This window comes from Pseudomonas sp. TWP3-2, assembly GCF_049897765.1.
Lineage (GTDB): Bacteria > Pseudomonadota > Gammaproteobacteria > Pseudomonadales > Pseudomonadaceae > Aquipseudomonas.
Genome location: NZ_JAFCWW010000013.1, coordinates 119,548 through 144,413, shown reverse-complemented (window position 1 = coordinate 144,413; position 24,866 = coordinate 119,548). Strand labels below are relative to the sequence as shown.

Sequence of the window (24,866 nt, the reverse complement as noted above, 5' to 3'; positions counted from 1 at the left end):
AGCCGCCCCACTCAACAGGATGAGCGTTAGCTCGGCTGCGGCTTTTGATCTCAAGCGCCCGTCGGCAGGCTGAGTGGAGGGATTGATCCGGGGTGGGAGCGCAGCGACCGTTTGGCGCAGCCAAACACATCGAGAGGAGGTGCAGCGCAGCAAACCGGAGGCGATGCCCCCGGAACAATCCCGGAGCGAAGGAACCCGAGCCCCAGCGAGGGCCGAACGTCAGGGAAAAGCCTTTTGGGTTACCTTTTTGGCGTTTGAAAAAGGTGACCCGCCGTCAGGGCGGAACCCCAAGAAGCCGTTACCGCAGCAACGGATATGTACACCGCAAAAAAATCATCGCCTGCCCCGACGCCATCGCTGGCAAGCCAGCTCCCACAGGTTTTGAGTACATCCGCAACAGCATCAGCGCCTCAGAGATAGCCATCGCCAGCAGGCTGGCTCCCACAGGGTTCAGTGTTGATCCGAGGCTTGCAGCAACCAGTTTTTGAACGCCATCATCGCGGCCGATTCCGGCCGCGATTGCAACCGCGTCAACCAGTAACTGCCCGTGGTGATCTCGATCGCAAACGGCTGGCGAATCAAATCTGCCGCCAGTTGCCGGGCAAACATCAGCGGTGGCGCCAACGCAACGCCACTGCCCTGCAACGCCGCTTCCATCATCGCCAACGACGAGTCGAAGACGATGCTCTGCGGCGGCGCGGCATGGGTCGCCAGTCCTGCGGCGTGAAACCATTCCGGCCATTCATCGGTGCGATATGAACGCAACAAGCGCTGCTGAAGAAGATCTCCCGGCGTGTGCAATTGCCGAGCGATTTCCGGAACGCACAACACCGACAACGGCGCATCGAGCAAGCGGGTCGCCTCAATGCCGTGCCACGCCCCGGCGCCAAAACGAATCGCGTAATCCAGGCCCTCAGCCGCCACATCCACCCGGTTGTTGTTAGTCGACAGCCGTAAATCTATGAGCGGATGTTTCGCCTGAAAGTCCGCCAGCCTCGGCAGCAGCCAGCCAACCGCGAACGTCCCCACTGCGCCGACCGTCAACGTGTCGCGATATTGCCCGCCCGCCAGACGCTCGAGCATCTGCGCGATATGATCGAACGAAGTGGTGAGCACCGGCAGCAGGGTTTCGCCTTCACTGGTCAGCATCAGCCCACGGGGCAGGCGTTTGAACAGGGTGACATTGAGCTGCGCTTCGAGGCTTTTCACCTGATGGCTGACGGCTGCCTGCGTCACGCACAATTCCACGGCGGCGCGGGTGAAGCTTAAATGTCGGGCAGATGCTTCGAAGGCGCGCAACGCATTGAGGGGTAATTGTGGTCGGATCATGCCCAGTCCCAAATTTTTCTAATGGCTCGTGCGAGATTTCATCGTTTGCCGGCAGGCGCCGAACTGCCTAGATTGGCGGCGCTGCTCGGCAGGCCAGTGGCGAAATTGCCCGCAGTCTAGCGGGATAAGACAATCAGCACTCATGGAGAGTGGTTCATTTATGTTTCCAATTAATCTGACCAGAGTCACGTCCTACAGCGCATTTGGACTATTCCTCGGCGCCAGTGCGTGCATGGCCGCGCCGTTATCCGACGTTCAACTGCAAGCGCTGGTCAAGGATGCGGTCACACCAGTCATGCAACAACAGAACATTCCCGGCGTCGCCGTGGCGATCACCGTCGATGGCCAACCGCATTACTTTAACTACGGCGTCGCTGACCAAAGCACCGGTCAGACCGTCAGCGAAAACACCCTGTTTGAAATCGGCTCGGTGAGCAAAACCTACACCGCCACCCTCGGCGGCTACGCTCAGGCCAACGGCAATCTGGATTTTTCCGCGAAGGCGAGCAAGGTCTGGCCCGAACTGCGCGGCAGTGCGTTCGACACCATCAGCGTGCTGCAACTGGGCACCTACAGCGCTGGCGGACTGCCGCTGCAATTCCCGGATGCTGCAGATTCTTCCGACAAGATGCTCGGCTATTTCCAACAGTGGAAACCGACTTATCCGGCCGGCAGCCATCGCCAATATTCCAACCCGAGTATTGGATTGTTCGGCTATCTGGCAGCCAAAAGCCTCGGCCAGCCGTTCGATCAGGCCATGACCGAAACCCTGCTGCCGAAACTCGGGCTCAAGCACACCTTCCTTTCGGTGCCCGCGTCTGAAGAGAAGCTGTACGCCCAAGGCTATGACAAGAACAACCAAGCGGTGCGCGTCAGCCCCGGCGCACTGGATGCCGAAGCCTATGGCGTGAAGACCAGCGCCGCAGATCTGCTCAAATTTGTCGACGCCAACCTGAGCTCCGCGCCACTCGAAGCCCCCCTGCAAAAAGCCATCGCCCTCACCCACACCGGCTACTACAGCGTCGGCGACATGACCCAGGGCCTGGGCTGGGAACGCTACACCTACCCGATCAGCCTCGAGCGCCTGCTGGCCGGCAACTCGACGCCGATGGCGATGGAAGCGCACAACGTCAAATGGCTGAACCCGCCACAACCTGAACCGGCGAATGTGTTGCTGAACAAGACGGGCTCGACCGGTGGCTTCGGTGCTTATGTTGCGTTCGTGCCGGCGAAGAAGGTCGGCATCGTGATTCTCGCGAACAAGAATTACCCGAATGCCGAACGGGTGAAGATTGCGCATGGGATTTTGGCTGAGCTGACCAAGTAATCGGGCAATAAAAAATGGCGAACGCTTTAAACCGTTCGCCATTTTTTTCAACTCAGCCCCGCAGCCGCCAATCAATCATCCGGCATTTCCGGTGGCTTGCTCGGTTTGGCCGGCTTCACCGGTTTGCTGCCCTTCGCACCTTTGGCCGGCGCCGGTTCAGTCGCTGCCGGCGGCGTCACAACCGCTGCCGCAGCTTCTTTTTCAGCCATCGGCATGGCATCGATCGTGTCGAAGATTTTCTTCAGATCCACCGACTTGGCTTCATCGCCCGAAGCTGCCAGTTTGGTCTCGCCGTCCTTGCCCACCAGGAAGATTTTCGGATAAGCCCCGGCGCCGAGTTTCAGCGAACGCAGCAGCGCCATGGTGTCTTGCTGGCCCAGGTCCTTGCCGTCGAGCTGACCGGACATGCTCAGGATGGTGTAGACCTTGAGCTTGCGGTCGGCGATGCCTTGTTTGTTGGCCGGGTCCTCCAGCGACTTTTTCAGGCCGACCCAGACCGGGTCCACCGTGCTGTTGGCGATCACGATCAATGGGCGATAGTTGCCTTTGTCGACGTCCAGCGGTGAATCGTTGTCGCCAGCGAACGAGGGGCCGGCAATCGCCAGCAAGAGTGTCAGGGTCAGTGACCTGATGAGCATGCGCATCTCCTTTTGATATCCACGCTCTAATGATTGCGCATCGCGGCGATTGTTCCGGGGGTTGCCCGGCAAATGTGCGTCGCCTTGCCCAAAGCTTAGGTCAGGGCCGTCATTGCGCAACCGGGGTTGCGCGGATTAGGGTGGGCGTTCAGCCCACGAAATGGAGTTCACGCAGCATGCACATCGACTACTTGTGCGATCACCCGGAACATATCGAAGAACTGGCCGAGCTCAACTTCAAGGAGTGGGGCGAGTACAGCCCTGAAGACACGCTAGAGGCGCGAACCGAGCGCATGCGCGCGGTTTGCGGCAAAGGTGCGATTCCCAGCGTGGTCGTTGCATTGGAGGACGGCAAGTTGCTGGGCGGCGCACTGTTGATCGACAGCGACATGGAAACCCGCCCCGAGCTGACGCCGTGGATGGCCGGGGTTTACGTAAAGGCCGAGCAGCGTGGTCGCGGCATCGCCTCGCAACTGGTCAAGCGCATTGTCGCCGAAGCTGCCGCACTCGGCGTGCCGCAGTTGTACCTGTACACCGACGCGGCGCAGTCGCTGTATGCGCGACTGGGTTGGGAGGTGGTCGAAGAAGTGGACTACGAAGGATTGCCGGTGACGGTGATGAAAATGGCGCTCACTCAGAACGCCAATTTATAACCAATCAACACCAGCATCGTCGCCAGGCACGGACGCAGCACCTCATCGGAGATACGGCCGGTCAGGTGACTGCCGAGCCAGATCCCCGGCAGCGAGCCGATCAGCAGGAAGCCCAGCACGCCCCAATCCATGTTGCCCATGCTCGCATGGCCCAGACCGGCGACCAGGGTCAGCGGTACGGCGTGGGCGATTTCGGTGCCGACCAAGCGGCGGGTGGGCAGCAGCGGATAGAGGATGAACAGTGCGACAGTGCCGAGGGCGCCGGCGCCAATGGAGGTCAGGGCAACCATGGTGCCGAGGATAAGACCGGTGAGCACGGTCATGGCATTCAGGCGCGGACCGCTGGGGTTGTAGTTGCCGCCGGCACGTTTGTGGGCGAAATCCAGCAGGCGTTTCTTGAAGAAAATCGCCAGCGCCGTGGCGAACAGCACGAAGCCCAGCGCTTGCTTGATGATCGCGTTCATCGCATCTGGTGCGGTGTGCAGCGTGCTGAGGAACCACAACGTCATCGCCACCGCCGGCACGCTGCCGAGGGTCAGCCATCCGGTGATGGCCCAGTCGATGTTGTTGTTTTTGCGGTGCACCAGCACGCCACTGGATTTGGTGATGGCGGCGTACAGCAGGTCAGTGCCCACCGCCGTGGCCGGGTTGATGCCGAACCAGAGCAGGATCGGCGTCATCAACGAACCGCCGCCGACACCGGTCATGCCGACAATAAAACCCACCACCAGCCCGGCGATCACCAGGCCGAAATTTGCCAATTCCATTAAGACGTCCAGAAAAACGACAGGAAAAACTGGCCCGCAGCATAGCGATTTTTCTTATAACCTCCTATATCGATCCGATCTATCGTTATGCCTTTGCGCTCAATGCAGACGACGTCCCGGCTTGAAACTGTGATTGCTGTTGAGCCACACCGTCGCCAGCGCAATCAACGACAAGATCAGCAGCGCCCACGGAAACGACATCGCCCCGGCCCGATCCAGCAGCAACCCGCCGAACAATCCGCCGCCAGCAATCGCCACGTTCCATGAGGTGGTGAGCATTGCCTGCACCACGTCGACATGCTCACCCGCCGAGTCCGCCGCCGCGGTCAGCAACAACGTCGCCGAGCCGCCGAACGACAAGCCCCAGACCGCCATGCACACATAGATCAGCCATGGCGAGGTCGTGGTTAGCGCCAGCACCAGCGCGGTCACAGCGAACACCGCGAGGCTGATCAGCGTCAGCCAGCGCAACCAGCGATCCACCAGCATGCCGATGATCCAGATCCCCACCAGCGAACACAGACCGAACACCAGCAATACCAGATCGACGCGCTCAGCCAGCCCGGCCTGCATCAGGAACGGTGAGATATAGGTGTAGAGAATGTTGTGGCCGAGCATCCACGTCAGCACCACAAACAACACCGGGCGCACGCCGGGCATGCGCAACGCGTGCAGCAGCGGCAGGCGGTCGCTGCTGGCCTGGCCGGGGCGATCCGGCACCGCGACGACAATCCACGCGGCGAGCACCAGCGCCAGCGCGGACATGATGCCGAATGAGGCGCGCCAGCCGATCAGATGACCCAGCCAGGTGCCGGCCGGCGTGCCCAGCGACAGCGCCACCGGCGTGCCGAGCATGGCAATCGCCAGCGCCCGGCCTTGCAGATGCACCGGCACAATCCCGCGCGCATACCCGGCCATGATCCCCCACGACAGCCCCGCCGCCATCCCGGCGAGAAACCGCGAGGCCAGAGTCAGTCCGTAATGGCCGGAAAACGTGGTGATGGTGTTGAACAACAGAAACCCGCCCACCGTCATCAGCAGTACACGCTTGCGTCCCCAGCCACGCGTGGCGACGGTCAGCGGAATCGCCGCGACAATCGAGCCCAGCGCATACAGCGTCACCAATTGCCCGGCCAGCACTTCGCTGACATTCAGCCCGGCGCTGATCTGCGGCAACAGCCCGGCCGGTAGGGTTTCGGTGAGGATGGCGATGAAGCCGGTCATGGCGAACGCCAGCAGCGCGGCGTAGGGCAATTTGTCTGTGCGGGTGGCACGCTCGAGGCTGGCGAAATCGGCGCTTGCGGGGTCGGTCATGACGGGTGCAGCTCCCTTTGAGTCAATATGACGGCGGATTGTATACAAATTCCGCCGCCCGCCACTCTACCCGACCTGGCTCACTGCACCGGTAAAAAATTCAGAAACAGCAGACTTTGTGCGTAATTCAGGCCAATTCTTCGATAGCGCTCGTCGAGCATTTGCGTCAACAAATCCAGCCGCGCGACGACTTTGCCGAATTCGGTGGCGAAACTCAGGTTGCTGCCCTCCTCCGAGATTTCATTGGAGAACAGCAGCGGCTGGCCTTCCTTGTTCTGCCGCTGAGCCAGAATCCACGTGGCTTTCTCAATGTTGCGCGCGGCGTTGTTGACGAAGGTCGGGTCGATGGCATCGGTCATGTAGAACTCGGTGCGATTGCCGTGGGCAGTCACCAGCATGCTGCCGATCGCGTAGATGAACGCGCCAACACGGTCGCCGAGGAACTCCGGGCTCATGGCGTAGCTCAGCGCCGCCAGATCTTTTTTGCCACCCAATTGCGGCAAGGGTTGCTGCTGCTCGATGGCCAGGCGCACCTGTTTGACCGCTGTGTTGACGTTGAGGAACCCCGACTTGCGCAGCTCGTCTGGATTGCGCAAGTACAGTTTGCCCATCAGCCGATAGAGGCTGTCGAGATTATCGCGCATGGCCAGGGTGGCCATGCGGTCGACGCTGGTCTGCAGGAATTCCTGCGGCCGGCCCTCGCGCATCTGGTTGAAAAAATTATTGCCTTGCTGGTGGCTGCAGCCACTGAGCAACAACGTCGACAGACACGCCAGCAACAGGCACGGGCGGTAAATGAAAGCAGCGATCTGGCGGAAAACTCTCGGCATGTATGTTTGACGGACACGTTCCTGTGCGACGGGAGTCACCGCAACCTTGGCCATGGATAGAGCCAAAGATTGCGAAAAAGTGCAGTGTCGGGCGCGCACAGCCGACCTTCGGCGCATCGCCCACTGCAAATTAGTCCGACTTTATCTTTGCAATAAACCTTTAATCCGCTATAAATTTTCACTCAAGCATCAATTAGCATGACTATTTGTCGATTCTGAAAACAACAACAAAAAGGAAAGTCAACCATGCTTCAATCCCGACTCCTGCTCTCCGGCCTCGGACTGTCTCTGATGATCGCCACCCTCTCCGCGCAAGCCGCTGGCCTGACCAGCGAACACAAAGCCTTCGGCAAGACCAATGACGGCACGCCTGTCGAGCAATACATTCTGCGCAACAGCCACGGCATGCAGGCCACGGTCATCACCTACGGCGGCACCCTGCAATCGCTGCTGGTGCCGGACAAGAACGGCAAGCTCGACGACATCGTGCTCGGCTTCGACGATGTGCAGGGGTACCAGAAAGGCACCGCGTACTTCGGCGCGACCATCGGCCGCTTCGGCAATCGTCTGGCGGACGGTGCGTTCGAACTCGACGGCAAGCGCTATCAAGTGCCGCAGAACGACAAGAGCAACGCCTTGCACGGCGGCACGCAGGGTTTCGACAAGAAGGTCTGGAAAGCGCAGGAAACCAAGGACGCAGACTCGGTCGGCGTGACCCTGAGTTATCTGTCGACGGACGGTGAAATGGGTTTCCCCGGCAACTTCACTACAGAGGTCACCTATCGCCTCACCGACAACAACGAGCTGCGCATCGACTACAAGGCCAGCACCGACAAACCGACCGTGCTCAACCTGACCAACCACAGCTACTTCAACCTGGCCGGCGCCGGTAATGGCGACATCCTCAAGCAAGTCGCAACCCTGCACGCCAGCCATTACACCCCGGTCACCGCCAAACTGATTCCGACCGGCGAACTGGCCCCCGTGGCCGGCACGCCGATGGATTTCACCAAACCGACTGCCATCGGCCAGCACATCAAGGCTGATCATCCGCAGCTGAAATTTGCCGAAGAGAAACACGGTGGCTTCGATTTCAACTGGGCACTGGACGCCAAGGGTGATGCGAGCAAACTGGCGGCTGAAGTCAGCGATCCACATTCCGGACGGCATTTGCAGTTGTTCACCAGCGAGCCGGGTGTGCAGTTCTACACCAGCAACTTCCTCGACGGCACGGTCAAGGGCAAGGGCGGCAAGGTGTATCCGCACTGGGGCGCGTTCACTCTGGAGACGCAGCACTATCCGGATTCGCCGAACCAGAAAAACTTCCCGAGCACGCGCCTGGATCCTGGGCAGACCTATACCCAGAGCGTGCTGCTGAAATTCACCGCGAAATAACAAAATTAAGATCAAGAGATCGCAGCCTTCGGCAGCTCCTACAGGGGATCGCATTCCTTTGTAGGAGCTGCCGAAGGCTCGGGCCGCGATCGGACGATCTTTTGCTTTTATAAGACTCACGGAACCCACGGGCTATTTTGCTGCCCACTGAAGGTATCGACGATTTCGCAGAGGAGGATTGGATGCGTACCCTTGAACTGGCAGGCGTGCAGGTCCCGGTAATTGGTCAGGGCACTTGGCGCATGGGCGAAGACCGCTCGGCGCACAAGCGTGAAGTGGCGGCGTTGCGCAGCGGCATCGAACTGGGCATGAGCCTGATCGACACGGCGGAAATGTACGCCGAGGGCGGCGCCGAAACTGTAGTCGGCGAAGCCATCGCCGGACTGCGCGATCAAGTGTTTCTGGTGAGCAAGGTCTATCCGCACAACGCCAGTCGCACAGCTATCCCTCAGGCCTGCGAGCGCAGTTTGCGCCGGCTCGGCACCGACTACATCGACCTGTATTTATTGCATTGGCGCGGCCAGTATCCGCTGGAGGAAACCGTCGAGGCCTTTGAACGGCTGCGCGAGGACGGCAAGATCGGCCGCTGGGGCGTGTCGAATTTCGATGTCGACGACCTCGAAGAGCTCTCCAACCCGGCCTGCGCGACCAATCAGGTGCTGTACAACCTCGAAGAGCGCGGCGTCGAATTCGACCTGCTGCCGTGGTGCCAGCAGCAGCGCATGCCGCTGATGGCTTACTGTCCGATCGGCCAGGGCGGCGCGCTGCTCGCCGACCCGGTGCTAAAACAGATTGCCGCTCGTCACAACGTGACCCCGGCACAGGTGTCTCTGGCGTGGATTGTGCGTCAGGATGGGGTTATTGCGATTCCCAAAGCGGTGCGCCCGGAACACGTGCAACTCAATGCACAAGCGGCGCAATTGCAGCTGGATGCCGGGGATCTCGCGGCGCTGGAGCAGGCGTTCCCCGCGCCACAACGCAAGCAGCGGCTGGCCATGGTCTGAGCCACCGTCCGCTGTAGAGGGCTTTTCCCATGAGAAGCACTGATCCGCACGACGGCTTTAACCTGCAACGGTTCGTCCAGGCTCAGGAACCGGTGTTCGAACGCGTGCAACGCGAACTCGAAGAAGGCCACAAACGCAGCCACTGGATGTGGTTTATCTTCCCGCAGTTCGCCGGACTGGGCGGCAGCGAAATGTCGCGCCATTTCGCCATTCAATCGGCCGAGGAAACCCAGGCCTACCTGGCGCACGAACTGCTTGGCGCCCGTTTGCGCACATGCACGCGAATGGTGCTCAACGTACGCCAGCGCTCGATTGCCGAGATTTTCGGGCATCCGGATGACTTGAAATTTCACTCTTCGATGACCCTGTTCGGCCAGTTCACAGCGGCGGACAGCCCGTTCAACCAAGCGCTGGACCGGTTTTTCCACGGCATTCCGGACGACTGGACGCTGCAACTGCTGGACTCAAAACAGGCCCAGTTGCCCACCGATCAGGGTTGAAAAATCGTCGTCGACAAACGGCAGAATCGCATCCGCCACCGGTTGTAATTGCCGGGTGATGTAGTGGTCGTAGTCGATCGCCGCGCGGCGCACCTCCAGCGGCTCCGGCCCGGCCAGCGTGATCACGTAGCTGATCCAGCCGCCATTCTGATACTGGCGTGGCCGGCCCTGCTGCGCGTTGTATTCATCGGCCAGGCGCGCGGCGCGCACATGCGGTGGCACGTTGCGTTCGTAGTCATCGAGGGTGCGGCGCAGGCGCTTGCGATAAATCAAGCGTTCGTCGAACTCGCCGGCCAAGGTCTTGCGCACATAGTCGCGCACATACTCTTGATACGGCTTGCGCTGGAAAATCCGCTCGTACAACTCCTGTTGAAATTGCCGCGCCAACAGCGACCAGTCGGTACGTACGGTTTCCAGGCCTTTGTAGACCATTTCATCGCTGCCGTCGGCGCGGGTCACTAGACCGGCGTAGCGTTTTTTACTGCCCTCCTCGGCGCCACGAATGGTCGGCATCAGAAAGCGTTTGTAGTGAATTTCGAACTGCAATTCGAGCGCACTTTCCAGCCCGTACTGTTCGCGCACATGCGCGCGCCACCAGTCGTTGACGTGCTCGACCAGCGCCCGCCCGATCTGCGCCGCCTCCTCCTGATCGTGCGAGCGGCGTAGCCAGACGAAGGTCGAGTCAGTGTCGCCATAGATCACCGCGTGGCCCTGCGCTTCGATCAATTGCCGGGTACGCAGCATGATCTCGTGGCCGCGCAGGGTGATCGATGACGCCAGCCGCGTATCGAAAAACCGACAACCGCTGGAACCAAGCACGCCATAGAAAGCGTTCATGATGATCTTCAACGCTTGCGACAGCGGGGCGTTGTGCTCGCGTTTGGCGGTCTCGCGACCTTCGGCCACCCGCGCCACGATCGACGGCAGACAATGCCGGGTGCGCGAGAAGCGTGCGCCACGAAAACCCGGCACTGAGTCGGCGTCGTCCGGGTGCTGCAAACCTTCGATCAGCCCCACCGGATCGATCAGAAAGGTGCGGATGATCGACGGATACAGACTCTTGTAGTCGAGTACCAATACCGATTCGTACAGCCCCGGTTGCGAGTCCATGACGAACCCACCGGGGCTGGCTTGCGGCGGATTGGTGCCAAGGTTTGGCGCGACGAAACCTTTACGGTGCATCAGCGGCATATACAGATGGGTGAACGCCGCGACCGACCCGCCGCTGCGATCCGCCGGGAGCCCGGTGACGCTGGCGCGTTCGAGCAAGAACGTCAGCAGTTCGGTCTTGGCGAAAATCCGCGTGACCAGCTCGCAGTCCTTGAGGTTGTACTTGGCCAGCGCCGGTTTGTCCTCGGCAAACATGCGGTTGATTTCGTCCATGCGCTGGTAAGGATTGTTGATCGCTTTGCCCTCGCCGAGCAGGGTCTGGGCGACGTTCTCCAGGCTGAACGAGGGGAAGCTCCAGGTCGCCGAGCGCAGGGATTCGATGCCGTCGATGATCAGCCGCCCCGCTGCCGAGGCAAAGTAATGGTTGCGGCTGCCGTGTTCGCGCCACTGCATTTCTTCACCGCCACGGCCGAGCTTGAGCGGCACACCGAGGCGCCGCGCATGTTCGTGGAGAATCCGCAGGTCGAACTGAATGACGTTCCAGCCGATGATCGCGTCGGGGTCGTGACGGGCGAACCAGTCGTTGAGTTTCTTCAGGATCAGCGTGCGTGAGTCGCAGTATTCGAGGTCGAAGTCGACAATGCTGGCATCGCCATTCGGCGCACCAAGCATGTACACCTGACGCTCGCCGCAGCCTTCCAGCGCGATGGAATACAGGTCGCCCTGCTCGGTGGTCTCGATATCCAGCGACACCAGACGCAGTTTCGGCCGGTAGTCCGGGGCGGGTTTGAGCTGGGCGTCGAGCAGCACACCGTCGGCATCCGGGGTGCCGCTGAACCAGACGGGCGCGGTGATGAAGCGCTCCATCAGATAGCGCTCGGGCGGGCGCACGTCGGCTTCGAACACGTCAATGCTGTGACGGTTGAGCGCGGTCTCCAGACGCATCAACTGACCGTGCTGCTGGCAATACAGGCCAAGCACCGGGCGGTGCTCGAAATCCAGCAAGGCCAGCGGACGCAGTTCGACGTTTTTTTCATCTGCCAAAACGCGCTCAGCCTGCTCGCGCTGGACAGCGGGTATAAACGCCACCGACGGCTGATGTGGCAAACGCAAACGGCGCGGCCCGGCGTCGGTCGCCAGCCAGAACTCGACTTCAGTGCCAGCCGGTGTATCGCGCCAATGCCGGGTCAGGACGAAGCCCTGCTGTAAATCCACCACTGCGACCTCAGGAATTGAATCAGACCGGCATTCTACGCGGCATCGTCCGCTACAGGCCTCACTGATTGCCCCATCACCTGTGGCGAGGGAGCTTGCTCCCGCTCGGCTGCGAAGCAGTCGCAAAACCAGCCAATGCGGTGTGTCAGGCTTAACTGATTGTCTGAGTTTGGGCCTGCTTCGCAGTCCAGCGGGAGCAAGCTCCCTCGCCACAAAGGTTGAGTTGACTGGAATTATTTCGTGGAATGACGTTTTTTGCGTGCTATCTGCCGTTTTGCGCCCTTGCTCTACGGGCCAGCGTCTACGATGCTTGGATAACAACGACAACACCTGAGTAATCACCATGAAAACCGTCGCCCAACTGCTCAAGCTCAAAGATCAGAAAAATCAGGAAGTGCACCAGATCAAACCCGATCACATGGTGCTCGAAGCCTTGATGAAAATGGCCGAGAAGAATGTCGGCGCCTTGCTGGTGGTGGAAGACGACCAGGTCGTGGGGATCATCAGCGAGCGCGACTACGCGCGCAAACTGGTGCTGCATGGCCGCTCATCGGTTGGCACGCCGGTGCGCGACATCATGGTGGCCAACGTGATCACCGTGGACACGCACCAGACCGTCGACACCTGTCTGGGGATCATGTCCGACAAGCGTCTGCGCCACTTGCCTGTGGTGGAGAACGGTAAGCTGATCGGCCTGCTGTCGATTGGTGACCTGGTAAAAGAGGCCATCGCGGAACAGGCCGAGTTGATCAAACAGCTGGAGCAGTACATTCGCGGCGATTGATCACTCGGGCCAATGCCGCGCAAAGACCGGCGCCAGCACCGGGTGGCGGTCGATGCGCTGCAACCACGTAGAAAATCCCGGGCGGCTCTGGCGCAGGTGTTCGCGGGTGCCGGCCCAGCGCGTGACCACCGCCGCCAACACATCCAGCGCGCCCGGCGTCTCGTCGTCGAGGTACAGCTCGGCGGAGAATTGGTCGGCGAACACTTCCCAACTCCAGTGCAAACGCTCGCGGGCGCCCGTCATCAGATTCTGCCGCGTGGCTTCATCCGGCATCACCAGCCAGCGCTCGGGATAATCGATGACGCCGATTGCGCTGTAGCAATTGCTGACGATGAACACCAGCCCGCGAATCGCCTGATCACGTTCGGCAGGCTCGCTCGGTAACAGACCGGAATCTGGAAAGGTCAGCCCAAGGTGAATCAGGATCGCCGCGCTTTCGGTCAGTGCATTGCCATCGGGCAGTTGCAAGGTCGGGATCTGCTTGAGCGGATTGAGCCTGGCCAATGCTTCGGCCGCCTCGCCGCTGGCCTCGACGTCGATGAAGCGGTAAGCGATCTGGCACAGTTCCAGCGCGGCCTCGATAGCCGCCGCGCCTGAATTGCGATGTCCGTAGAGCTGATACATAACCCCTCCTCAATCCCGACAGGCATCTTTAGTAGCCCTATTTATAGCTGGTGTATCGGATTTGGCACGCTATGCGCGTTCCTGCGCAGGCTCGCGCCAGATTTTATTTTTCGGGCAGTGCATCCAAACGCGTCCGTCACGGGTAGTCCTTGTAACAGCCCGATTCGGCTGTCAGCGGTTTACCCCCATTCGGAGAAACACTGATGAACACCACCCAACTGATTTGCCTCGCCGGTCTGTTCGCCGCCACTTCAACTGCATTCGCGCAAACCGCTCTGCCGGAGAGCATCAAAGTGCCGGACGGGCACAAGGTCGCGATGGAAACCACCGGGGTCGGCGAGATCACTTACGAATGCCGTGACAAGGCCAACGCTGCCGGGCAGACCGAGTGGGTGTTTGTCGGTCCGAAAGCCGTGCTCAATGATCGCAGCGGCAAACAGGTCGGCACCTACTTCGGCCCACCAGCCACCTGGCAGGCCAAGGACGGTTCGAAAGTCACCGGCACGCAATTGGCGGTAGCGCCGTCGAGTCCGGGCAACCTGCCCTATCAACTGGTCAAGGCCAACCCGGCTGAAGGCAAAGGCGCGATGAGCGGCGTCAGCTACATCCAGCGTGTGGCGCTCAAGGGCGGCGTCGCGCCGGGCAGCGAATGCACGGCGGCGAACAAGGGCAAGCAGGAAGTGGTGAAGTATCAGGCTGACTACATTTTCTGGGCGGCGAACTGAGTTTCGCGCAGCGAGAATGAGCTGTGGGAGCAGATCTGCTCCCACAGTTGCACTGGGATGTCTGGATGTTTTGCCGATGTTTGCTAGATTGCAGGACATGTCTTTACCCGAATCCGCCTTTGACTACGAAGCCCGTTTGGCCGCCTGCGCGCGTGGCGAGCGTCAGGCCCTGCGCGATTTGTATGTGCAGGAGAGCCCGCGCCTGCTTGGCGTGGCCCGGCGCCTGGTGCGCGACACGGCGCTGGCCGAGGACGTTGTGCATGACGCATTTATCAAGATCTGGGCTGGTGCGGCGGGGTTTGATCCGGCAAGAGGTTCAGCACGCGGCTGGATGTTTACCGTGACCCGGCATCTGGCGCTGAATGTGTTGCGCAATCACAGTCGCGAAACGCCGCTGCTCGACGATGATGAAGCCATGGACATCGACGATGCATTCGACGCGCAAGCCCATTCGGCGCGCATCCACCACTGCCTGGAACAACTCGATCCGCAACGCCGGCGCTGCATCCTGCACGCCTACGTCGACGGCTACAGCCACGGGCAGATCGCCCAACGCCTCGACACGCCGCTGGGCACCGTCAAAGCCTGGATCAAACGCAGCCTGAATGCGTTGCGGGAGTGCATGGGATGACCATCGAATCGGCGCAGGATCGTGATGAACTGGCCAGCGAGTATGTGCTCGGCACGCTGCCCACCGAGCAACGCGCAGAGGTGCAAAAACGCCTGCCCAATGAGCCCGAGTTGCGTGCGGCGGTGGATGCCTGGGAGCGGCGTCTGCTGGAGCTGACTGATCTGGCGCCGGCGCAGCAACCGTCGGCGCAGTTGTGGCAGCGGATTGAACGCAGTGTCGAACGGCTCACGCACAAGGCGCCGCTGGCCGAGAACACTTCGTGGTGGAATCTACTGCCGCTGTGGCGCGGTTTGAGTGCTGCCGGGCTGGCGGCGACCTTGCTGCTTGGTGCAGTCCTGCTGACGCAGACCCCGCCGAAACCGAGTTTTCTGGTGGTGCTGGTGGCGCCACAGGACAAGGCGCCGGGCTGGGTGATTCAGGCGAGCAATTCGCGTGAGATTCAGTTGATTCCGCTGGGGGTGGTCGAAGTGCCGGCGGATAAAGCACTGGAATTCTGGACCAAGGCTGATGGCTGGCAAGGGCCGGTGTCGCTCGGGCTGGTGAAACCGGGGCAAGCGCTGTCGGTGCCGCTGGACAAGTTGCCGCCGCTGCAACCGAACCAGTTGTTCGAGCTGACGCTGGAAGGCGCCAACGGTTCGCCGATCGGCAAACCGACCGGGCCGATTCAGGCCATCGGGCGGGCGGTTAAGGTGTTGTGAGCAATCATCATCGGCGTCGATGTTCACCATCACGTCAATGAAGTTCTCATAAAAAATCCCGGGCGTAACATCTGCTCCATACCAACCAATAAACACCCCCGGAGCAAACAATCATGAAACGCCAAATCCTTCTCAGCATCGCTTTCTCGGTTTTCGCACTGAACGCTTTTGCCGCCCCGACTCACAGCATGATCGCCGCCGATGGCTCGGATCGCCTGCACGGCCAAACCGTTGCTGCCGACGGCTCGGATCGCCTGCAAGGCAACACCGTTGCCGCTGATGGCTCGGATCGTCTGCAAGGCAACACCGTCGCTGCTGATGGCTCGGACCGTCTGCAAGGCAACACCATCGCCGCCGACGGCTCGGATCGTCTGCAAGGCAACACCGTTGCCGCTGATGGCTCGGATCGTCTGCAAGGCAACACCGTTGCCGAAGGTGGTTCGGATCGTCTGATCGAACGTCGCGCGGTCTGAATGAATGGCTGTACCGCAGCAACCCAGAAAAAACCCGGCTCATCCCAGCCGGTTTTTTTTATGCGTTTTTTTCAGTCAGCCCTTGGCCATGCAGCGCCGATAGCGCTCGTCCACGCGTTTGGCAAACCACGCGGTGGTCAGTTTGCGGGTGATTTTCGGGCTTTGCAGCACGATCCCCGGCAGCACTGCTCGCGGCAGCGTCTTGCCTTCGGCCTTCTCGGCTAACTCGAACACCCGCTGATAGAGTCTGGTTTCTTCGAATTCCAGCGTCTTGCCCTTCTCCAGTTGATCGCGAATCACCGGATTGCGCATGCCCAATGACTTGCCGAGGGTGCGCACCGCCAGTTCGGTGGTGCCGGGCATGATCGCGTCATAGCGAATCAAGTCGCCATCCAGCGCCAGTGGAATGCCCGACGCGCGGCTGACGGCATTCTGAAACGCCGCATTGCGGCTGGCGTACCAACCGGCGTTGAAGTCGGCGAAGCGATACAGCGGCTCACGATAGCTCACCGGATAACCGAGCAAATGCGCGATGCCGAAATACATGCCACCGCGTCGGCTGAACACTTCGCGGCGAATCGTGCCATCCACCGGGTACGGATAATCCTTGGCGTGCTGCTCGGCGAATTCGATGCTGACCTGCATCGGCCCGCCGGTGTGCACCGGGTTGAAACCGCTGAATAGCGTGCGGCCCATCGGTACCGAGCCAATGAAGTCATCGAAAATCGCGCTGAGTTCTTTTTCGCTGCGCGCCGCGCTCAGGCGTTCGCTGTAGCTCTTGCCGTTGGGTGAGCGCACTTGCAGCGCGCCGCTGACCAGCAGGCTGGGGATGTGCACTTTAGCGGCGCGGCGGTCGATTTCGTCACGGGCAATCTTGCCCAGACCGGGCACCTGCGGATCGACCTGAAACGTCGATTCCTGCTCGGCCACGGCCAGTACCGAACACAGATTCTGCGTAGTCGGGCTGATGTCCTGCGCGGCGAACGCGGCGTAGATGTCGGTGGCCCAGCCCTGACGGTCGACGGTTTTCGCCGGCAGCAGCTTGACGATCTGCGCCTTAACCTCGGCGGGCGGGCGTGGCGCCGGTTCGTCACTGCGCTGACCGGCGCAACCGGCCAATACCAGCAATGCGGCGAGGCTGATGAGTAATCGAGGGGTGTGCATGAAGCGTCTTCCAGTCCGTTAAGCCGGGGTCACCATACGATCAATCGCCTGGCGCAGGCTAGGACTGCAATGACTCAACCCCGTTCCCCTGACATCCACAGCCCCCCTGTGGCGAAGGAGCTTGCTCCCGCTCGGCGGCGCAGCCGTCGTAAATTCAAGGTTTCGCAGAAAGACATGACCCTGCGCTTGGGCGTGGAAACCTGGTGAACAAAAAGTATTGGGAAGCAGCACAGGGTGGCTATCTAACCCAAGGCGAGCCACGGGTTGCCAAGCTCGCGGGGACCATCGACGTCTAAGCATCACGGCAAATGAACAGGCCCGGAAGCGCAGTCTGAACATTCCGGCCGTGTGATACCCACCCCGACCCACAACCACCTTCAGCCGATGGAAAACGTTACCAATCGCCAGCACTACGCGGGCAGGGCATTTTTTTCGTAAAAAACCTAAAAAACCTGTTGACCTTCACACCACTGTCAAGGGTGGTATGGCGCCGCCTGAGAACAAAGGAATGGGGGCAGCGCAGGAGCGTCTCCCCCTTTTTCAGGCATCCAGACAAGAAGTCCAATGGGAGCCAGAAACAATGCAAGCAGCAAAGCCTTTTCGTGTAGGGATGATCGGCGCCGGTTACATGGCCAAGCTGCACAGCCTGTCGATGAACAATCTGGCAGGCTACACCGAAGACCCGGCTGATCGTTTCGACCTGGCGCGAATCGTCGACACCGATGCCCGCGCGGCAGAACGTGAGGCCGCGCGCTGGGGGTGGCAAGACCACGGCACCGACTGGAAGAGTGTGACCCGTGATCCCTCGATTGATGTGGTCGACGTGGCCACCCCGAACGATTCTCACCATGAAATCTGTCTCGACGCGTTCGCTCACGGCAAACATGTCATTTGCGAAAAGCCGCTGTCAGTCAACAGCCATTTTGCCGCCGAAATGGCACGGGCGGCACACGCCTCCGGCCGGGTGCACATGGTCAACTTCACCTACCGTGCCTGGCCAGCGATTGCTCAGGCACGCGCCCTGATCAAAAGCGGCGCGCTGGGCAAGATTCGCCACTTCGAAGGGCATTTCTTCCAGGATCACAACAACGATCCGACCATTCCCCTGCACTGGCGCTTCAAAAAAGGCCCGGCCGGCGCCGGTGCCCTGGGTGATGTCGGCGCACACATCATCGACCTCGCGCGGTTCCTCGTCGGCGAAGTCGACAGCGTGGTTGCCACCACCCAGCGCTTCATCGAAAAACGCCCGCTGCCCAACGATCGTACTCAACAGGGTCAGGTTGAGGTAGATGATCTGGCGGCGGCGATGGTGCGTTTCGACAATGGCGCGACGGGCACGATCAAGGCCAGTTGGGCGTTGCCCGGCTTCAAGAACGACGTGTTCTTTGTCGTGGTTGGCGACAAGGGTGCCGTGCGTTTCAGTTGGGAGCGCAGCAACGAACTGCAATTTTTCGACGGCGCCGATCCTCAGGCCATTTCCGGCTATCGGACCATTCCGCTGGGACGCGCTCATCCGGGTGCCGAACTGTTCTGGTTCCCGGCGCTGGGCGGCGATCTGGGCGTCGGGGTAACGGCGCAGGGCATGGGCTACGGCGACGCGTTCACCCTGAGTTTCCGACACTTCATTAATGCACTGAAGACCGGCGAGTCGCCGGCACCGAATTTCGTCGACGGCCTGCGCTGCTGCGAAATCATCGATGCGATTCTGGCTTCGGCCGAAGAAGAACGCTGGGTAAAGGTTCACCGCACGATTATCGATTGATCACACCCTGCCCTCATTTCGACCCTATTCGAGTAAAGAGTTATGGATAACTTGAACACCCAAGCCACGCCACAGCGTCGTCTGCACATTGCCAGTCCGCTGCCCAAATGCTCCGACCTGACCTGGCGCATGCACGCGCGACAAGAGGTCAACTACAGCGTGTCGTTGAACACCGGTCTGCTCAAGCACACCAACGCGACCCTCGCATACGGCTGCGGCGCCAACGGCGTGCAAACGGTGCGCCGGCTGGTGGTCATCGATGCGCGGGTCAACGAATTGTATGGCGAGGAATTTCGCGCCTACTTCGAGGCCTGGAAAATTCAGGTGGTGTGGAAGGTGATGTCCGGTGATGAAGCCTTCAAGACCATGGATCACGCCATCGAAGTGGCGCAGGCCATGGCTGCGGCCAATCTGTTGCGGCGCAACGAAGTGGTGATCGGCATCGGCGGCGGCGTGCTGCTGGACGTCGTCGGATTTGCATCAAGCCTGTATCGCCGGGGCATCCCGTACATTCGCATTCCGACCACGCTGATGGGCCAGATCGACGCCGGGATCGGCATCAAGACCGGGGTCAATCACGACGATTACAAAAACCGCCTCGGCACTTACTACGCGCCGTCTTCCGCGTTCATTGATCCGTACTTCCTGCAAACCATGGATCAGCGCCACATCTCCAACGGCGTGGCGGAAATCATCAAGATGGCGCTGATCAAGGACCGTGACCTGTTCGAACTGCTGGAAGACATGTCGTCGAACCTGACGCCCAAAGCCTTCGCCTCGAATGACCCGCGGATCAAGGAAATCATGTCTCGCGCGATTGCCGGCATGCTCGCCGAACTCGAGCCCAACCTGTGGGAGGCGGAACTGGCACGCTGCGTGGATTACGGACACACCTTCAGTCCGTCGCTGGAGCTGCTGGCGGAACCGGCCTTGTTGCACGGTGAGGCGGTTGCCGTGGACATGGCGTTGTGCGTCGCCCTGGCGGCGGGTCGCGGCTTGCTCTCGGCAGCGGACGCAGAACGTGCCATCGACCTGATCGAAATCGCGGGACTGCCGGTGTCGCATCCGGTGTTCAACCTGCAATTGCTCGAGAAGGCACTGGCCGACACCATCAAGCACCGCGACGGTCTGCAGCGTATTCCGCTGTCCGACGGCATCGGTCAAACCGCCTTCGTCAACGACGTCAGCCGGGCCGATCTGGAGCAAGCCTTGCTCTGGATCGAACAACGCGGCGAGCGCCGCGCTGACCAAAGCTGCGTGGCCTGAGGACTTGCCCATGGTAACGGACACTCTGGAAAGAACGTCCCGACCCTTGGCGCAAAACGATGACGCGCACAGCGTCATCGTCTTCGACATCGGCGGCACGCATTTTCGCAGCGCACACTTCCACCCCGAACGCGGCCTGAGCCATCTGCACAGCCAGCCGGCGAGCAGCTTTCTGACGCATCCGCTGCTCAGTGCGCGTGCACTCAAGGACGCCCTGCTCGACTATCTGGTGAATGCCGCGCGAGAGTCCGGTTTGCGTCAGGCGTCGATCTCGATGGGCGCCGCGATGAACGCCCGCACCGGGCTGGTATATGGCTCCGGCCCATTATGGGGCGCCGACACCACACCGTTCGACTTGCGCAGCGAGTTGAGCACCCGCGCACCGGAAATCAGCTGGCATAGCGTGAACGATGTCACGGCGGTGCTGATCCACTACGCCAGCCTGCAGCGTCAGAGCGGGCTGCGCAAAGTGCTGCTGATCACCATCAGTTCGGGAATCGCCAGCCGCACGATCGACCTGCGCAATAACCGCATTGCGCTGGACGACGTCGGCCTGCAAGGCGAAATCGGCCACTTGCCGGTAACCTTGCCGGACACCCCGGGCGGCCCCCTCCCGCTTTCGTGTGACTGTGGCGGGAAGAACCACCTGGCGGCGTTCTCCTCGGGTCGCGGGATGAAAAACCTGCACGACGCGCTGGTCAAAAACCAGCCTTCGCGCTGGGCGTCCTCGGCCATGGCGCGGCTGATCGAGGTCGGCTGCGGCCATGAAGAAGCGCTGCAAATGGCCCTTGAGCGGCAAGACGAGTACGCCGAACACTTGCTGCATCTGGCCACCCGGCCAATTGCCGATGTGGTGCGCATGGCCTTGACGCTGGACCCGGAAATCGATCGCGTGGTGTTTGTAGGCGGGGTCAGCGTCAATCTCGAAACGCACTACCTGCGCTTGCTGGCCCGGCACTTTCAGGAGGCTGGCTTGTACCTCACCAGCCAGCGCCTGCCGCGCTATCTGATGGATCGCATCGTGGTCGCGCGCCCCGAACAGGCCGATGGTCTGGCCGGAGCCGGGCTGTTCGCGTTACAGGCCAGGGAGCATTACGTGCATGAATGACTTTGAAAATCTCACCGCCAGCCATCTGGCGATTGTCCGGGACGGACAACGGGTCAACCTTCAGCGCGTGCCGACGCCTTCTCTCGCAGCCGGCGAAATTCGTGTCGCGCCGTTGATCGCCGGTCTATGCGGCACCGACCTGCAGATCCTGCGGCGCGAGCGCGACGATCCGGCGCCGGTGATCGGCCACGAAGGCGTGGCGCGCATCCTTGAAGTCGGAGCGGGTGTTCCCGACTACCTGCGCGCAGGCATGAACGTCATCCTCAACCCGACGCATCCGGGCAATCCGCAGATGCTACTGGGGCATCAACTGGATGGGATGTTCCAGCAATCCGTGAAGATTCCCGCGGCCATCGTCGAAAGTGGGCTTGTAGTGCCGCTACCGGTGGATCTGCCGGCGCGTCTGGCGGCGCTGATCGAACCGCTGGCGTGCGTGATCCACGCCTTTGAGCTGATGTGCAAACGCAAGCCTGCCGGACCGCTGATCATTTATGGCGACGGCATCATCGGCCATCTCGCGGCCCTGCTGGCCAAGCGTTATCTGGGTGTCTGGACGCGGGTGACGATGGTGCATCACAGCAGTGCCGGCCTGCACTGGAGCGAGCGCAACCGGCTGCACTTCGACCGTCACGTGCTGTTCGACGACCTCGGCGCCGGCCTCGAACTGCCGATGCAGGATCGCCCGGTGGCGGCGCTGATCGCCACGCCACGCAGCGCCACCCTGGCCTGCCTCGAGCATGCCGTCAGCCAGGTTTCGCGTCACGGCGTGATCGATCTGATCGGTGGTTTGCCCGGCGAGTCGCGGCTGTCATCGCTACCCGGACTTGCCGATATCGCCCAGGTTCGCAGCCATAACTGCGGCGGCCTGCCGCTGGCAGGGGCGTTCACCGATGTGCTCACCCACACCGGCAAACCACTGGTGCTGTACGGCCATCGCGGCGTCGCCAGCGCCACCCTGCAAGACGCGGCACGATTGCTGGCGCAGAACCCCGGAACATTTTCGCCGCTGGTCACACACCTGCTGAGCCTGCCCGAGGCCGCCGAACTGATGCAGCGTATGGCGTGGTGTGGCGAGCGCGAAATCGACGGCGAACGCTTCCTGAAAATCGCCATCGCCGTCACACCTTGCTCGAGCCTGCTCAAGGCCGATACCTCCTTTCAACAATCTGGAAACCTGCCATGCACGGCCTGACGTCAGTTGCACCCCGCTCCAACACGATTTTTGTGATGGGCGGCTCCACCGGTATTGGCCGCGGGATTGCCCAGGCACTGCTTGCCGAAGGCCTGCAGGTGGTGGTGTTCAGCCGCTCCAATCCAGACAGCCAGCCTGGCCTCGAAAACGTGATCTGGCGACCGATCGATTTCACCGACCCGGTGCAAAGCCGTCAGCGCCTGGAAGCCGCTGTGCAAGAGTTCGGCGCCAGCCTCGATGCGGTGTTCTACAGCGCCGTCTACTACGGCCCGAAACGCGCGCCGCTGCTGCAAGTCACAGAGCAGGAATGGCGCGATCAGTTGAACGTCAACCTGCATGGCTTGTGGTTGACGCTCAATGTCACCCTGCCCGCTTTGCGTCTGCGTGCCCCGGCGCTGTTTGTCGGGGTGTCGTCGGAAGTTGTCTACAACGCCGGGCCGAACCGTTCCGGGTACGCCGCGAGCAAAGCGGCAGCGGCCAGCCTGCTTAACTCTCTGGCGCAGGAAGAAGGCGCCGACGGTGTGCGAGTAGTGCAGGTTCTGCCGGAGAAGATGGTCGATACCGCCGGGATCCGTCAGCGGCGTCCCGCGAGCTTCGACTACTCCGACTATATGACCCCGGACACCTTCGCTCGCGTCGCTCGCAGTCTCTACCACAGCCGTGGCGCGGGGTTTCATGGCGACAGCCTGGTGGTCGGTAACAACGGTGATGCGTGGCGCGTGGACGAAGCGCCTCCGGTGTCGCAGAGCCGGCACCCGGCATGATGTTCGCCGATCAGCCGAACGCCGCCGCACCGCGCATTGCCCTGGCCGATTGGCGCCTGCCGTTCACCGGGTCCCAGGCGCTGGCATTCACCGCGTGGTGCGGTTTGCGCGAAATCCAGCTCGACTTCGGTGGGCCGGGGCGCGCACCGACACTGGATAACCCGTCGATGCTGCGGGCGATCCGCGATGCCGGAGTGAGGCATGCAGTCAGCGTCCGTGCGCTGGCGTGCAATCGCATGAACGATTTGGGTTTGCACCACCCGGCACACTCGACGACGGGCGAAGAGGTGCGCACGCTGGTGTGCAAGACCCTTGATGCAGCGGCGTATCTGAATGCGCCAATGGTGTTCTTCCCGAGCTTTCGCCAAAGCCTGATTCGCGACCGCGAAACCCTCGACGCCAGCGCGCGCCTGCTCGAATGGGCCTGCACGCAAGGCGCCCAGCGCGGACTGCTGGTGGCCAGTGAAAATGATCTGGACGTCGCCAGTGCGCGGCAACTGGTGACGCAAGTCGAGCGGAGCAATTTCCGGCTGATTCTCGACAGCTGGAATCCGCTCAAGGCTGGCGTACAACCGCTCGCGCTGATTGAACAATTGCACCCGTTCCTCGCCAACCAGGTACACCTCAAGGATGGGCGTCACGATCTGGAGGCCAGTGTGCCGCTGGGGCTGGGCGATGGCGCGGTGGCCGACACCGTTGCCGCGCTCCAGCGCTTGCACACGGTTGACACCTACGTGCTGGAAAACGATTACCGCGGCGGCGACCCCGCACACCTGCAACACGATCTGGGCTGGCTACTCAATGCCCTGCACTGATATTCCCCTTCATCAAAACGAGTGTTGACACCAATGCAATTACAAACAGGTTCACTGATCTCAACCCAGGCCCTGCTGTTCGACATGGACGGCACACTGGTCGATTCGACTGCGGTGGTCGAGCGCACCTGGGGACGCTTCGCTGACCGTCACGGCCTCGATCTGGACACCGTGCTGCATGCCGCCCACGGTCGGCGTACAGCAGAAACCGTGGCCATGTTCGCCCCCGCCGGCGTCGATATCGACGCTGAAACAGCGCGCATTGTCGCCGAGGAAATCGCCGACACCGACGGCATCGTCGAGGTGCCGGGCGCGCGGCGATTTCTCGAAAGTCTGCCGGCCTCACGCTGGGCGGTGGTGACCTCGGCCAGCCGCGAGCTGGCCGTGCGTCGAATGCAGGCGGCGGGGGTGCCGATTCCGCCAATCCTCATCACCGCCGAAGACGTGGCTTCCGGCAAGCCGGCGCCTGATGGATACTTGGCGGCTGCGCGGGTATTGGGTGTCGAACCGGCGCACTGCCTGAGTTTCGAGGACGCACGCGCCGGTCTGCTATCGGCGCATGCGGCGGGAACGCGAGTCATCGCCCTGGCCACCACCCTCAAGGCCGAGGACTTGTATGACGAAGAGTGGATCGCCGATTTCCGCGCGCTCGAACTGATAGATTCGCGCCTCGGCGCCGAGGATGCCGTGCTGCATTTTTCGGTGAGGCCGAGCACCTCAAAGGCATCACGGATGACACCCGCCTGACAGCCTAAACAGTCGTATAACGGATGATGGA

Annotated in this window: 25 protein-coding genes; 17 read left to right on the top strand and 8 right to left on the bottom strand. The window is 61.3% G+C overall.

Annotation, left to right across the window (positions count from 1 at the left end):
* Positions 1 to 450: 450 nt before the first annotated feature.
* Complete coding sequence (locus ACP7EE_RS19425) at positions 451 to 1,329, bottom strand: LysR family transcriptional regulator (RefSeq protein ID WP_426235981.1); 879 nt, start codon at positions 1,327 to 1,329, stop codon at positions 451 to 453.
* A 160-nt stretch (positions 1,330 to 1,489) separates the two neighbouring features.
* On the opposite strand from ACP7EE_RS19425, the gene ampC reads away from it, so the two are divergent.
* Positions 1,490 to 2,656, top strand: a complete 1,167-nt coding sequence (gene ampC / locus ACP7EE_RS19420; protein WP_426235979.1) for a class C beta-lactamase — start codon at positions 1,490 to 1,492, stop codon at positions 2,654 to 2,656.
* A 71-nt stretch (positions 2,657 to 2,727) separates the two neighbouring features.
* Here the strand turns inward: ampC and ACP7EE_RS19415 are convergent, their stop codons facing one another.
* Positions 2,728 to 3,294 carry a DUF4174 domain-containing protein gene (locus tag ACP7EE_RS19415; protein WP_426203768.1) on the bottom strand — a complete coding sequence of 189 codons (567 nt, stop codon included), beginning with the start codon at positions 3,292 to 3,294 and terminating at the stop codon, positions 2,728 to 2,730.
* Between the two features lie 176 nt (positions 3,295 to 3,470).
* On the opposite strand from ACP7EE_RS19415, the gene ACP7EE_RS19410 reads away from it, so the two are divergent.
* Positions 3,471 to 3,947, top strand: coding sequence for a GNAT family N-acetyltransferase (locus ACP7EE_RS19410; protein ID WP_426235976.1), 477 nt, complete (start codon positions 3,471 to 3,473; stop codon positions 3,945 to 3,947).
* Here ACP7EE_RS19410 and ACP7EE_RS19405 read toward each other — a convergent pair.
* From ACP7EE_RS19405 to ACP7EE_RS19395, 3 genes are all read right to left on the bottom strand, one after another.
* Positions 3,929 to 4,714, bottom strand: a complete 786-nt coding sequence (locus ACP7EE_RS19405) for a sulfite exporter TauE/SafE family protein (RefSeq protein ID WP_420650171.1) — start codon at positions 4,712 to 4,714, stop codon at positions 3,929 to 3,931. The two genes, ACP7EE_RS19410 and ACP7EE_RS19405, sit on opposite strands and share 19 nt — an antisense overlap.
* Before the next feature lie 99 nt (positions 4,715 to 4,813).
* Positions 4,814 to 6,028: an MFS transporter gene (locus tag ACP7EE_RS19400; RefSeq protein ID WP_426235974.1), complete on the bottom strand. Its 1,215-nt coding sequence runs from the start codon at positions 6,026 to 6,028 to the stop codon at positions 4,814 to 4,816.
* Positions 6,029 to 6,108: 80 nt separating this feature from the next.
* On the bottom strand, positions 6,109 to 6,858 hold the full coding sequence (locus tag ACP7EE_RS19395; RefSeq protein ID WP_426235972.1) for a hypothetical protein: 750 nt from the start codon (positions 6,856 to 6,858) through the stop codon (positions 6,109 to 6,111).
* Positions 6,859 to 7,104: 246 nt separating this feature from the next.
* Between ACP7EE_RS19395 and ACP7EE_RS19390 the strand changes: the two genes are divergently transcribed.
* The 3 genes from ACP7EE_RS19390 (at position 7,105) to ACP7EE_RS19380 (ending at position 9,757) form a co-directional block, all read left to right on the top strand.
* Positions 7,105 to 8,253, top strand: a complete 1,149-nt coding sequence (locus ACP7EE_RS19390) for an aldose epimerase family protein (protein ID WP_426235970.1) — start codon at positions 7,105 to 7,107, stop codon at positions 8,251 to 8,253.
* A gap of 182 nt (positions 8,254 to 8,435) precedes the next feature.
* Positions 8,436 to 9,257, top strand: coding sequence for an aldo/keto reductase (locus ACP7EE_RS19385; RefSeq protein ID WP_426235968.1), 822 nt, complete (start codon positions 8,436 to 8,438; stop codon positions 9,255 to 9,257).
* A gap of 29 nt (positions 9,258 to 9,286) precedes the next feature.
* Complete coding sequence (locus ACP7EE_RS19380) at positions 9,287 to 9,757, top strand: DUF1810 domain-containing protein (RefSeq protein ID WP_426235966.1); 471 nt, start codon at positions 9,287 to 9,289, stop codon at positions 9,755 to 9,757.
* Here ACP7EE_RS19380 and ACP7EE_RS19375 read toward each other — a convergent pair.
* Positions 9,722 to 12,082 (bottom strand): DNA polymerase II, encoded by a 2,361-nt coding sequence (locus ACP7EE_RS19375; protein ID WP_426235964.1) that lies wholly within the window; start codon positions 12,080 to 12,082, stop codon positions 9,722 to 9,724. The two genes, ACP7EE_RS19380 and ACP7EE_RS19375, sit on opposite strands and share 36 nt — an antisense overlap.
* A 343-nt stretch (positions 12,083 to 12,425) precedes the next feature.
* Between ACP7EE_RS19375 and ACP7EE_RS19370 the strand changes: the two genes are divergently transcribed.
* Complete coding sequence (locus ACP7EE_RS19370; protein ID WP_420650178.1) at positions 12,426 to 12,866, top strand: CBS domain-containing protein; 441 nt, start codon at positions 12,426 to 12,428, stop codon at positions 12,864 to 12,866.
* Here the strand turns inward: ACP7EE_RS19370 and ACP7EE_RS19365 are convergent, their stop codons facing one another.
* Positions 12,867 to 13,490, bottom strand: a complete 624-nt coding sequence (locus ACP7EE_RS19365; RefSeq protein ID WP_426235962.1) for a glutathione S-transferase — start codon at positions 13,488 to 13,490, stop codon at positions 12,867 to 12,869.
* Between the two features lie 203 nt (positions 13,491 to 13,693).
* Here ACP7EE_RS19365 and ACP7EE_RS19360 point away from each other — a divergent pair, with 203 nt between their 5' ends.
* The 4 genes from ACP7EE_RS19360 to ACP7EE_RS19345 all read left to right on the top strand — a co-directional run bounded on the left by ACP7EE_RS19360 (position 13,694) and on the right by ACP7EE_RS19345 (position 16,017).
* The gene (locus ACP7EE_RS19360; RefSeq protein WP_420650180.1) at positions 13,694 to 14,215 is read left to right on the top strand and encodes a DUF3455 domain-containing protein; all 522 of its coding nucleotides are present in this window, start codon (positions 13,694 to 13,696) and stop codon (positions 14,213 to 14,215) included.
* Between the two features lie 97 nt (positions 14,216 to 14,312).
* The gene (locus ACP7EE_RS19355) at positions 14,313 to 14,846 is read left to right on the top strand and encodes a sigma-70 family RNA polymerase sigma factor (RefSeq protein WP_426235960.1); all 534 of its coding nucleotides are present in this window, start codon (positions 14,313 to 14,315) and stop codon (positions 14,844 to 14,846) included.
* Entirely contained in the window at positions 14,843 to 15,544 is a 702-nt protein-coding gene (locus tag ACP7EE_RS19350) for an anti-sigma factor (RefSeq protein ID WP_426235958.1), read from the top strand. Before ACP7EE_RS19355 ends, ACP7EE_RS19350 begins: the two co-directional genes overlap by 4 nt.
* A gap of 113 nt (positions 15,545 to 15,657) precedes the next feature.
* Positions 15,658 to 16,017, top strand: coding sequence for a hypothetical protein (locus ACP7EE_RS19345; protein WP_426235956.1), 360 nt, complete (start codon positions 15,658 to 15,660; stop codon positions 16,015 to 16,017).
* Positions 16,018 to 16,092: 75 nt separating this feature from the next.
* On the opposite strand, the gene ACP7EE_RS19340 is transcribed toward ACP7EE_RS19345, so the two are convergent.
* Entirely contained in the window at positions 16,093 to 17,181 is a 1,089-nt protein-coding gene (locus ACP7EE_RS19340) for a DUF1615 domain-containing protein (protein ID WP_426235954.1), read from the bottom strand.
* A 580-nt stretch (positions 17,182 to 17,761) separates the two neighbouring features.
* Here ACP7EE_RS19340 and ACP7EE_RS19335 point away from each other — a divergent pair.
* Genes ACP7EE_RS19335 through ACP7EE_RS19305 form a run of 7 tightly spaced genes read left to right on the top strand, consistent with a single transcriptional unit; the run spans position 17,762 to position 24,835 of the window.
* Positions 17,762 to 18,943, top strand: coding sequence for a Gfo/Idh/MocA family protein (locus ACP7EE_RS19335; RefSeq protein ID WP_426235952.1), 1,182 nt, complete (start codon positions 17,762 to 17,764; stop codon positions 18,941 to 18,943).
* A 42-nt stretch (positions 18,944 to 18,985) separates the two neighbouring features.
* Positions 18,986 to 20,209 (top strand): sedoheptulose 7-phosphate cyclase, encoded by a 1,224-nt coding sequence (locus ACP7EE_RS19330; RefSeq protein ID WP_426235950.1) that lies wholly within the window; start codon positions 18,986 to 18,988, stop codon positions 20,207 to 20,209.
* A gap of 10 nt (positions 20,210 to 20,219) precedes the next feature.
* Entirely contained in the window at positions 20,220 to 21,317 is a 1,098-nt protein-coding gene (locus tag ACP7EE_RS19325) for an ROK family protein (protein ID WP_426235948.1), read from the top strand.
* Positions 21,310 to 22,509 (top strand): alcohol dehydrogenase catalytic domain-containing protein, encoded by a 1,200-nt coding sequence (locus ACP7EE_RS19320; RefSeq protein WP_426235946.1) that lies wholly within the window; start codon positions 21,310 to 21,312, stop codon positions 22,507 to 22,509. The genes ACP7EE_RS19325 and ACP7EE_RS19320 overlap by 8 nt, the downstream gene beginning before the upstream one ends.
* On the top strand, positions 22,497 to 23,273 hold the full coding sequence (locus tag ACP7EE_RS19315) for an SDR family NAD(P)-dependent oxidoreductase (protein ID WP_426235944.1): 777 nt from the start codon (positions 22,497 to 22,499) through the stop codon (positions 23,271 to 23,273). Before ACP7EE_RS19320 ends, ACP7EE_RS19315 begins: the two co-directional genes overlap by 13 nt.
* Positions 23,270 to 24,088, top strand: coding sequence for a sugar phosphate isomerase/epimerase family protein (locus tag ACP7EE_RS19310; protein ID WP_426235942.1), 819 nt, complete (start codon positions 23,270 to 23,272; stop codon positions 24,086 to 24,088). Before ACP7EE_RS19315 ends, ACP7EE_RS19310 begins: the two co-directional genes overlap by 4 nt.
* 33 nt (positions 24,089 to 24,121) lie before the next feature.
* Entirely contained in the window at positions 24,122 to 24,835 is a 714-nt protein-coding gene (locus ACP7EE_RS19305; protein ID WP_426235940.1) for an HAD family hydrolase, read from the top strand.
* Positions 24,836 to 24,866: the final 31 nt, after the last annotated feature.

Excerpts from the sequence above, each read along its gene's own strand:
- ACP7EE_RS19425 (WP_426235981.1), bottom strand. The coding sequence starts at position 1,329 with ATGATCCGACCACAATTACCCCTCAATGCGTTGCGCGCCTTCGAAGCA.
- ampC (WP_426235979.1), top strand. The coding sequence starts at position 1,490 with ATGTTTCCAATTAATCTGACCAGAGTCACGTCCTACAGCGCATTTGGA.
- ACP7EE_RS19415 (WP_426203768.1), bottom strand. The coding sequence starts at position 3,294 with ATGCTCATCAGGTCACTGACCCTGACACTCTTGCTGGCGATTGCCGGC.
- ACP7EE_RS19410 (WP_426235976.1), top strand. The coding sequence starts at position 3,471 with ATGCACATCGACTACTTGTGCGATCACCCGGAACATATCGAAGAACTG.
- ACP7EE_RS19405 (WP_420650171.1), bottom strand. The coding sequence starts at position 4,714 with ATGGAATTGGCAAATTTCGGCCTGGTGATCGCCGGGCTGGTGGTGGGT.
- ACP7EE_RS19400 (WP_426235974.1), bottom strand. The coding sequence starts at position 6,028 with ATGACCGACCCCGCAAGCGCCGATTTCGCCAGCCTCGAGCGTGCCACC.
- ACP7EE_RS19395 (WP_426235972.1), bottom strand. The coding sequence starts at position 6,858 with ATGCCGAGAGTTTTCCGCCAGATCGCTGCTTTCATTTACCGCCCGTGC.
- ACP7EE_RS19390 (WP_426235970.1), top strand. The coding sequence starts at position 7,105 with ATGCTTCAATCCCGACTCCTGCTCTCCGGCCTCGGACTGTCTCTGATG.
- ACP7EE_RS19385 (WP_426235968.1), top strand. The coding sequence starts at position 8,436 with ATGCGTACCCTTGAACTGGCAGGCGTGCAGGTCCCGGTAATTGGTCAG.
- ACP7EE_RS19380 (WP_426235966.1), top strand. The coding sequence starts at position 9,287 with ATGAGAAGCACTGATCCGCACGACGGCTTTAACCTGCAACGGTTCGTC.
- ACP7EE_RS19370 (WP_420650178.1), top strand. The coding sequence starts at position 12,426 with ATGAAAACCGTCGCCCAACTGCTCAAGCTCAAAGATCAGAAAAATCAG.
- ACP7EE_RS19365 (WP_426235962.1), bottom strand. The coding sequence starts at position 13,490 with ATGTATCAGCTCTACGGACATCGCAATTCAGGCGCGGCGGCTATCGAG.
- ACP7EE_RS19360 (WP_420650180.1), top strand. The coding sequence starts at position 13,694 with ATGAACACCACCCAACTGATTTGCCTCGCCGGTCTGTTCGCCGCCACT.
- ACP7EE_RS19355 (WP_426235960.1), top strand. The coding sequence starts at position 14,313 with ATGTCTTTACCCGAATCCGCCTTTGACTACGAAGCCCGTTTGGCCGCC.
- ACP7EE_RS19350 (WP_426235958.1), top strand. The coding sequence starts at position 14,843 with ATGACCATCGAATCGGCGCAGGATCGTGATGAACTGGCCAGCGAGTAT.
- ACP7EE_RS19345 (WP_426235956.1), top strand. The coding sequence starts at position 15,658 with ATGAAACGCCAAATCCTTCTCAGCATCGCTTTCTCGGTTTTCGCACTG.
- ACP7EE_RS19340 (WP_426235954.1), bottom strand. The coding sequence starts at position 17,181 with ATGCACACCCCTCGATTACTCATCAGCCTCGCCGCATTGCTGGTATTG.
- ACP7EE_RS19335 (WP_426235952.1), top strand. The coding sequence starts at position 17,762 with ATGCAAGCAGCAAAGCCTTTTCGTGTAGGGATGATCGGCGCCGGTTAC.
- ACP7EE_RS19330 (WP_426235950.1), top strand. The coding sequence starts at position 18,986 with ATGGATAACTTGAACACCCAAGCCACGCCACAGCGTCGTCTGCACATT.
- ACP7EE_RS19325 (WP_426235948.1), top strand. The coding sequence starts at position 20,220 with ATGGTAACGGACACTCTGGAAAGAACGTCCCGACCCTTGGCGCAAAAC.
- ACP7EE_RS19320 (WP_426235946.1), top strand. The coding sequence starts at position 21,310 with ATGAATGACTTTGAAAATCTCACCGCCAGCCATCTGGCGATTGTCCGG.
- ACP7EE_RS19315 (WP_426235944.1), top strand. The coding sequence starts at position 22,497 with ATGCACGGCCTGACGTCAGTTGCACCCCGCTCCAACACGATTTTTGTG.
- ACP7EE_RS19310 (WP_426235942.1), top strand. The coding sequence starts at position 23,270 with ATGATGTTCGCCGATCAGCCGAACGCCGCCGCACCGCGCATTGCCCTG.
- ACP7EE_RS19305 (WP_426235940.1), top strand. The coding sequence starts at position 24,122 with ATGCAATTACAAACAGGTTCACTGATCTCAACCCAGGCCCTGCTGTTC.